Here is a 7652-nt window from a genome sequence, read left to right as displayed (position 1 = left end):
CTAGAGGCCTAGGACACCGCCCTTTCACGGCGGTAACAGGGGTTCGAATCCCCTAGGGGATACCACCTTCTTTTTTCTAAAAGAACATAAACCACTTAAATGTGGTTTTTTTGTGCCTAAAATTAGGCGAGTTGGTAGCGTGTTAAAAAAGCTCCAATGACGAATATGAGTAAATTTCCCAAAAGAACTCATCGCTAATATCTCATCGATATCTGTAACCTAATTCAAACAGCTCTTATCCATCATATATCCTATTACGGATATACTCGATCACACCAATTACAGCAACCAAGCGAAAACACTATAAAATCCTCCAATTGATAACTTCAAATCCGCCTTAGAGAGCTTTCAAACTAGATCGATTCAAACCAATACTAAGCACTGCCTACTCACAACCTGCTATTCAATTCATCAATTAGTGACTTTATTAAATTCATTAACTAAATCGCTATTCAACTCTGTGCTTATAAAGTCTTATTTAACTGTAAATTTGAGACAAAAAAAGAAGCCATTAAGGCTTCTTCTATAAACAATGACGAAATTATTTTCCCAAGAGGACTGACATTATACAGCAGCTTTACTTAGGCTTTGATAATGCGACAACCTGAATATAGCCAGCGACAGTAATACCAATAAGCCAACTGAACCCACAACAACACCTTGCCATTCAGCTTGAACCCAAAACATCATCAAGTAAGGCCCTCCAAGAGCTGCGCCGAGATAATAACTACAAAGGTATAGTGATGTTGCTTTAGCCCTGTGAGAGGACGCCCTGATGGCCACAAATGAGTTACAACAGCTATGGGTTAAAAAGAATCCACTTGCTGTTAATAAAAAGCCTATAACGATAGCAAATAAATTATCAACTAAGGTCAGTAAAGTACCCAAGAACATCACAACTAATGCGCCGCGATATAAAAATTCCACCCCAAATTTAACCACCCACTTTGCAGATAAGTACGAAGTAAAAGTGCCACTGAGATAGCATAAGAAAATTAATGTCGCACCGAAACGACTAAACCCATACGGCTCAGCCATGAGGTGTAATTGAATAAAACTAAACTGGTTTACCATCATCATAAACGCTATGCCACCAATGACATACACTAAGCGCATTTGATGATCCGTTAAGTGATAAACAAAGCCGCCAATATCTTGTTTTATCTTCAAAAAGGTACTTTGCTTATCTAATTGTGGGGCATTTTTTTGCTCACATCGAGGTAATAGATAAGTCACCAAGGCGATACCCGTTAAGGTCACCAAAAAATTCACCATCATTGCTGACTGCCAATCAAAGTATTGTGACAATAACCCACCCATCAGGCGTCCGCCAATACCACCAAGACTATTGGACATAATGTAAATACCTGCAGCTTTTAGCATAAAGCTCGCTGGCAGTTGCTCTTTAAAATAAGCCATCGCAATGGCTGGTACGGCAGCTAACAAAACCCCTTGCAGTAACCTCACCATCAACAAAGAGTCAAAGTCTTGTACAAAAATCAGTAAGATATTAGAGGCTGCGAGTAACCACATACTCACCATGATCGGCATTAACCGCCCGACTCTATCGGAAATAACCGCATACAACAGTAATGAAAATGCCAGTGAAAAACTGGTAAAAGATAGAATCAATGTAGCTCTAGCACCTGAAACCTCAAAGTGTTCAGCAATGGATGGCAACATCCCCTGCATGGCATATAGGTTTATATAAACCACGACAGATGCTAAGCACAAAGCCCAAATTAAGCGTATTTCAGATTTTGGCCGACAGGTTTTAGTCCTTGTAGATGCAGACAATTCAGGCACAACTTAAGCCTTAAATAAAAATTGATGAAGAATTTGATTATTACCCGAAAACCAACATAAGCAATGGCGGAAATATTAAGATGTGACTTATGCCCTAAAATGATTCTTAGGGCATTATATTTATAGGTTGAGTGAGTTAAACCTAACGAAAACTAATGAGGGACTTTTTTCATCACAACTTCAGTGGTGAACTTGTCGTTGTGGATGACTTGAAACTTTTCATAGGTTTGAAAAATTACCTGCTCATTGTAGGTAATCATTGCCACCACCCCATAATCCACCGCATCATCAATACCTTCAGCAGGTAAAGTAAACTTAAACGGCACTGGAGCTCTGGCAATATCGAAGGTCTTTTGTGAAATGATTGAACCTGGGGTATTAAAGTCAATAATGGCAATATTGATTTTACAGCCTTGAGGCAAGGCTATTTTTTCTAAGTAGCCCGCATAGCCATTAATAACCACTGGCGGCTCAGGTTGAACGGTGACACAAGCACTTAGCATTAATGTTAATAACGAAAATATCGCCATTTTAAATGAAAATTTCATAAATTATCCTTTTGTCATTCTAAGTAGGCCTTCTTGGGTTGCTGATGCAACTAAACGGCCTTGTTGATCAAAAAACTGCCCCTTTACAAAACCGCGACCACCGCTAGCATTGCTGCTTTCAACACTGTAAAGCAACCAATCAGAAAAGTTAAACGGTCTATGGAACCACATCGCATGATCAATAGTCGCCATCCTAACGCCAGGCGTTAAAAATGAAACCCCATGAGGCTGAGCTGCGGTGACTAAAAAATTAAAATCAGAGGCATAAGCCAATAAATATTCTTGTACATTATGATCCGTTGGGATTTTACCACTGGCACGCATCCAGATATATCGTTTGGGCTCAGTGGAATCAGGCGCGATGGGGTGCGAAGGGTTAACTAAACGCATCTCAATCGGTGAGTCAGTCATAAACTTTTCAAGTATTCTTGCTGGGATCTTATCTCGCATACTCACAGCAAGTTCTTGCTGATTAAGTATGCCTTCAGGCCCGGGGACATTAGGCATTTCAGCTTGATGTTCAAAGCCTTCCTCTGGAGCTTGAAAAGAACAGGTCATATAAAAAATTGGCCTACCCTTCTGAATCGCTTTTACGCGTCTTGCACTGAAGCTGCCGCCATCACGCATATTTTCAACATCATAGACAATCGGTAACTTTTCATCACCGGCTCGTAAAAAGTAAGAATGTAAAGAGTGCACATGGCGATCTTCACTGACGGTTTGCTTAGCAGCGCTCAGCGCTTGCCCCATCACCTGGCCACCAAAAACATGACCAAAACCCAAGTCTTGGCTTTGACCGCGAAACAGCCCTAATTCAATTCGCTCTAGAGACAACAAAGACAAAAGGTCATTTAATACTTGGCTCATAATATTCCTAGCAGTTTATTTACTTATCACTAATATCATAGGTTAACTTAATAACCTTGGTTACTGGAAAATTTAATCGTAAATTGAGTCGCATATAAAATTAAATCTACCTAGAAGAAAAAATAGCATAACTTTTTCATCATTTGCGAGATCATAACCCCGTACAAAATCTCAAAAAATTGCTATGCTATTAGTCCATTCTAATTTAAATCAACACCCTGAAGCCTTAATTATATGCAATCTTGGATTTTAGCTATTAGACCACGTACTTTACCGGCTGCGATTGGTCCATTATTAATTGGTAATATTTTAGCACTACATTTAGAACTTTTTAGTTTTACAATTGCTTGTATCTCGATGCTGTGTGCTATTTTATTGCAAATAGCCGTAAACCTAGCCAACGATTATTTTGACTACAAAAACGGTATTGATACCGATGAGCGTGTTGGTCCAGTTCGAGTTACCCAAAGTGGCATGATATCTCCCAACAGTGTTCGAAATGCGATGATTTTGTGTCTTATTCTCGCACTTATCGTCGGCTCAGCACTGATTTTACACGGTGGTTGGCCTATCGCTATTTTAGCTGTAGCCTCATTATTAGGTGCCGTCTGTTACAGTGGCGGCCCGTATCCATTAGCTTCTCACGGTTTAGGTGAAATCGCCGCATTTGTTTTTTTTGGACTAGTGGCCGTAGTAGGTAGTTATTACTTACAGGCTGGGGAAACCAGTATCAGCGCTTGGTTACTTGGCAGCGCCATTGGTATGTTCAATGCCGCGATTATGCTCGTCAATAATACCCGTGATATCCAAACTGATACCAAAGCTGGCAAAAACACCTTAGCGGTTCGTATCGGCCAAGCTCAGGCAAGAGTGCTTTATCAAGCCTTAGTGTATTTACCCTTTGGGCTCATCATTGGCGGTTTTCTGATGGGCTACCTTGCTGGTTTACCGGTTTTACTCGCCGGGCTTTCCATCGTTTATGCCCGTCAGTTAAGTGGCGAGTTCAGTAACACCAGTGGTGAAGCACTCAATCCAATTCTAGGCAGAACCGCAAAACTCACAATGATTTTTAGCTTGTTATTTAGCATAGGTTTAGTGTTTAGTTTGCCGCAATAATAAAATATCACCAATAAAAAGGGCTTCTACTATTTAGTAGAAGCCCTTTTTTAATCTATTGATTTACAATAAGTCTTAAACTGCTTTTGCAATTTAAACTTTAGATAAGGTGCGCGCTTTAGCACTCCAATCTAAATGATACTTTTCACCCGCTGGCTTGTCAGTGCGTTCAAACGTATGAGCACCAAAGAAATCGCGCTGACCTTGAAGTAAGTTAGCAGGCAAAGTTTCACATCGGTAACTATCATAATAAGCAATTGCCGAGCTAATACATGGCGCTGGCGTGCCTTGCATCACTGATGCGGCAACCGTTTTACGCCAATTCATATGTTTAGCCGATAAGCTAGCACTGAAGGTATCAGCCATTAATAAGTTCGGCAGCTCAGCATTATCTTGGTAAGCCTTGGTAATTTCTTGCAAGAAAGTGGCACGAATAATACAGCCTGCACGCCAAATTTTGGCTATTTCAGCAAAATCTAAAGTCCAGTTTTGCTCTTTCGCGGCCATTGCCATTAGCTGGAACCCTTGTGCATAGCAGCACACTTTGGCGCAATATAGTGCATCTTCTAAGTTAGCAATAAATGCTGCTTTTTCTGCATCAGAAAGGGTTACAACCGCAGGGCCAGCAAGTTTGCTGTTAAGCTGTACTCGTAAATCTTTTTGAGTACTTACCGCGCGGGCATAAACAGCTTCGGCAATCGTAGGCGCAGGGCAACCAATTTGTAAACTGCTTACCGCAGTCCAAAGGCCTGTGCCTTTTTGACCCGCTTTATCATGGATCATCTCAACTAATGGCTTGCCTGTTAGTGGATCGTCTTGCTGCAATACTTCTGCACTTATCCCCATCAGATAGCTATTCAAGCTGCCATTATTCCAGCCATTGAAAATATCACCAATTTCATGGGCACTTAAGCCTAATCCGTCATGAAGCAATTGAAATGCTTCGCAAATTAACTGCATGTCCGCATATTCAATGCCGTTATGTACCATTTTCACATAGTGACCAGAACCGGCAGGACCTATGTATGTTGTACAAGGCTCGCCTTCAACAACTGGGTTACCAGGCTCAAAACGTTCAATGGGTAAACCTGTAGCAGGATCGACTTTAGCTGCTATGGCATTCCAGACAGGTGCTACATACTGCCATGCAGCTTTATCGCCACTAGGCATTAAAGAAGGGCCAAATCGAGCGCCAACTTCACCGCCAGAGACTGCAGAGCTAAAGAAAACAAACTGACCTTTATAACGTGCTTCACGTTCTACAGTATCAGTCCATAAACTATTACCGGTATCAACGACAATGTCATCTGACTCAATGCCCGCTTCAATTAATGATTTACACACTCCATCAACAGGTCCACCAGCAGGAACTGACAGCACAATAACACGTGGCTTAGTTAGAGATGACAGCATTTCGGTAAGATTATTACAAGCCAGAATTCGGGGGGCTGAATTGGCTTTTCTTTCCGCTTGTTCTTGATTAATGGCAGCATTAACTTTGACAGTATCTAAATCAAAAGCAGCAACCTGGTAGCCATTATCAACGATGTTTAACGCGAGATTCTTGCCCATAACACCAAGGCCAATAACGCCGATGTCTGAACTGAATGGTAGGGTATTCATTTATTATTTTCCAAAGGTCGCAGAGATTAATCGCGTATAGCGAATCCATTTGGACGGTGATTATACTGATTTGTGTAACTAAATTACAGTCATAATACGTGCATACACTTTTGCCAAAAGCGGCATATTAGATCACCAACAAGACTCTGAAAAAAATTATTCATATAAGACAACACCTTAATCTAGATTTTTAACTTTAGATAAGGAAGTTATGCTTTGTTTATCCGAGTAAAAGTTATTTTGCATTTCCTTTTACTGGCATTAAAAACACATATCAATCATTAAACCTGTTCACTTAACCAGCAATCCTAAATTGTATAGGTAAAGTGTACTTTCTCTAAATCCACCAGTTTTAACCAATTAAGCTAATGATTTAAAATTAGATTTTACCCCTCTGCCAATTAACACTTCTTGAATAAATTCCATTAAAAAATGTGATTAGGTTAATAAATACTACAATTAACCTGCAACCTATACCCCGAAATTGGTATATTCAAAAAATTCACATCTGCTACGGAAACTAATCAATGATTAACGCGACCACTCAAGACAAGCTTCAGCATCTTGATTACATGACATTATTAGTATTTTTAAGGCTATATGAATTTAAAAGTGGCAAGCTCACTGCTGAAGCTTTTAATGTTCCTCAATCAAAGATAAGCCGCTGTTTATCACGCTTGCGAGATGCATTTGATGACCCCTTATTTGTCAAAAAAGTAGCCGGTCTTGAAATTAGCGATAAAGCACAACGGCTCTACCCCATCATTAAAAAAATCGAGATAAACCACCTCGACTTAGCCCAAGAAATTGATAAAAATAATGACAAACTTGATAACAAAGTTGTTATCCATGCTCCATCGGGCTTCACCAATGGCCTACTAAGAAATCTCTATCAATGTAGTTGCATGAGCGCCTGTGTGAAATCAGCGGTACTGCAAGACAATGGTCCCAATGATGAAGAAATGCTGCTAAATAGCCAATGTGATGTGGTGATAAGTTGCCAAGCATCTAGCCATGTAGGGATTCATAATCAGAAAATATGTGAAGTGCGAGATACCTTCATTGTCGCAAGAGATGAGCACCCAATTTGGAATGAGATATACAAACCTATTCTTGATAGAGTGCTGAACTACCCGGTTATTTTGACCGAAGTGTTACACTTTAATAGTGACATTGAAGCCACACCACTGAAACAGTTTGCCGATAGCCGTAAACGCGAGCTCGACGTTGCAGCCAAAACTAATAATCTTAATGAAATTAGTGACTTCCTCATTGGCACTGATGCCATCACGTTAGTGGTATCACAAGGCGCGGTTGATCACTTAACTCAAAATGAAGCAATTAGGGCGCAAATGATACCGAAAACAGAGCGCGCCGAACTGATGCGTAATAAGCCTAATATGAACCTGTATATGCAAACCCGAAAATCAGAGCGCAAGTTAACTGATTGCGTTAAACATAAAATTGCACAACTGGTTACTCAGGGCGCCAATGGCAGCGATGAAGCCTGTCTATTTGAAAAATAAACACCAGCGACATAAACGCCGAGCAATGCTCACAACATTTAGGTGAGCAAACAATGCAAAGGCTATTACTGAGTTCAATAAATAATTTGATGCCATTGCATCAAAAATAATAACCACAAGGTTTTTCAGTAAACTTATTCATAAAAAGCAGACTATTTGATTAAAA

Annotated in this window: 6 protein-coding genes; 2 read left to right on the top strand and 4 right to left on the bottom strand. The window is 40.2% G+C overall.

Annotated elements, in window-relative coordinates:
• Positions 1 to 564 precede the first annotated feature (564 nt).
• From Q4557_RS17950 to tesB, 3 genes are all read right to left on the bottom strand, one after another.
• Positions 565 to 1797, bottom strand: a complete 1233-nt coding sequence (locus Q4557_RS17950) for an MFS transporter (RefSeq protein WP_241901100.1) — start codon at positions 1795 to 1797, stop codon at positions 565 to 567.
• A gap of 161 nt (positions 1798 to 1958) precedes the next feature.
• The gene (locus tag Q4557_RS17945; RefSeq protein ID WP_076540422.1) at positions 1959 to 2354 is read right to left on the bottom strand and encodes a YbaY family lipoprotein; all 396 of its coding nucleotides are present in this window, start codon (positions 2352 to 2354) and stop codon (positions 1959 to 1961) included.
• A 3-nt stretch (positions 2355 to 2357) separates the two neighbouring features.
• Positions 2358 to 3221 carry an acyl-CoA thioesterase II gene (gene tesB, locus Q4557_RS17940; protein ID WP_102477013.1) on the bottom strand — a complete coding sequence of 288 codons (864 nt, stop codon included), beginning with the start codon at positions 3219 to 3221 and terminating at the stop codon, positions 2358 to 2360.
• A 234-nt stretch (positions 3222 to 3455) separates the two neighbouring features.
• On the opposite strand from tesB, the gene Q4557_RS17935 reads away from it, so the two are divergent.
• On the top strand, positions 3456 to 4337 hold the full coding sequence (locus Q4557_RS17935; RefSeq protein WP_102439476.1) for a 1,4-dihydroxy-2-naphthoate polyprenyltransferase: 882 nt from the start codon (positions 3456 to 3458) through the stop codon (positions 4335 to 4337).
• A gap of 93 nt (positions 4338 to 4430) precedes the next feature.
• On the opposite strand, the gene gndA is transcribed toward Q4557_RS17935, so the two are convergent.
• Positions 4431 to 5960 (bottom strand): NADP-dependent phosphogluconate dehydrogenase, encoded by a 1530-nt coding sequence (gene gndA / locus Q4557_RS17930; protein WP_303414432.1) that lies wholly within the window; start codon positions 5958 to 5960, stop codon positions 4431 to 4433.
• A gap of 527 nt (positions 5961 to 6487) precedes the next feature.
• On the opposite strand from gndA, the gene Q4557_RS17925 reads away from it, so the two are divergent.
• The gene (locus Q4557_RS17925) at positions 6488 to 7486 is read left to right on the top strand and encodes a LysR family transcriptional regulator (RefSeq protein WP_303414430.1); all 999 of its coding nucleotides are present in this window, start codon (positions 6488 to 6490) and stop codon (positions 7484 to 7486) included.
• Positions 7487 to 7652: the final 166 nt, after the last annotated feature.

The sequence above is a fragment of the Shewanella sp. 5_MG-2023 genome (assembly GCF_030547465.1).
Lineage (GTDB): Bacteria > Pseudomonadota > Gammaproteobacteria > Enterobacterales > Shewanellaceae > Shewanella.
The sequence above is the reverse complement of the archived record's forward strand: the minus strand, read 5'-3'. Positions and strand labels throughout refer to the sequence as shown.

What these genes read in the sequence shown, in the direction of transcription:
- tesB (WP_102477013.1), bottom strand. Translation starts at nt 3,221, where the DNA reads ATGAGCCAAGTATTAAATGACCTTTTGTCTTTGTTGTCTCTAGAGCGA.
- gndA (WP_303414432.1), bottom strand. Translation starts at nt 5,960, where the DNA reads ATGAATACCCTACCATTCAGTTCAGACATCGGCGTTATTGGCCTTGGT.
- Q4557_RS17935 (WP_102439476.1), top strand. Translation starts at nt 3,456, where the DNA reads ATGCAATCTTGGATTTTAGCTATTAGACCACGTACTTTACCGGCTGCG.
- Q4557_RS17925 (WP_303414430.1), top strand. Translation starts at nt 6,488, where the DNA reads ATGATTAACGCGACCACTCAAGACAAGCTTCAGCATCTTGATTACATG.
- Q4557_RS17945 (WP_076540422.1), bottom strand. Translation starts at nt 2,354, where the DNA reads ATGAAATTTTCATTTAAAATGGCGATATTTTCGTTATTAACATTAATG.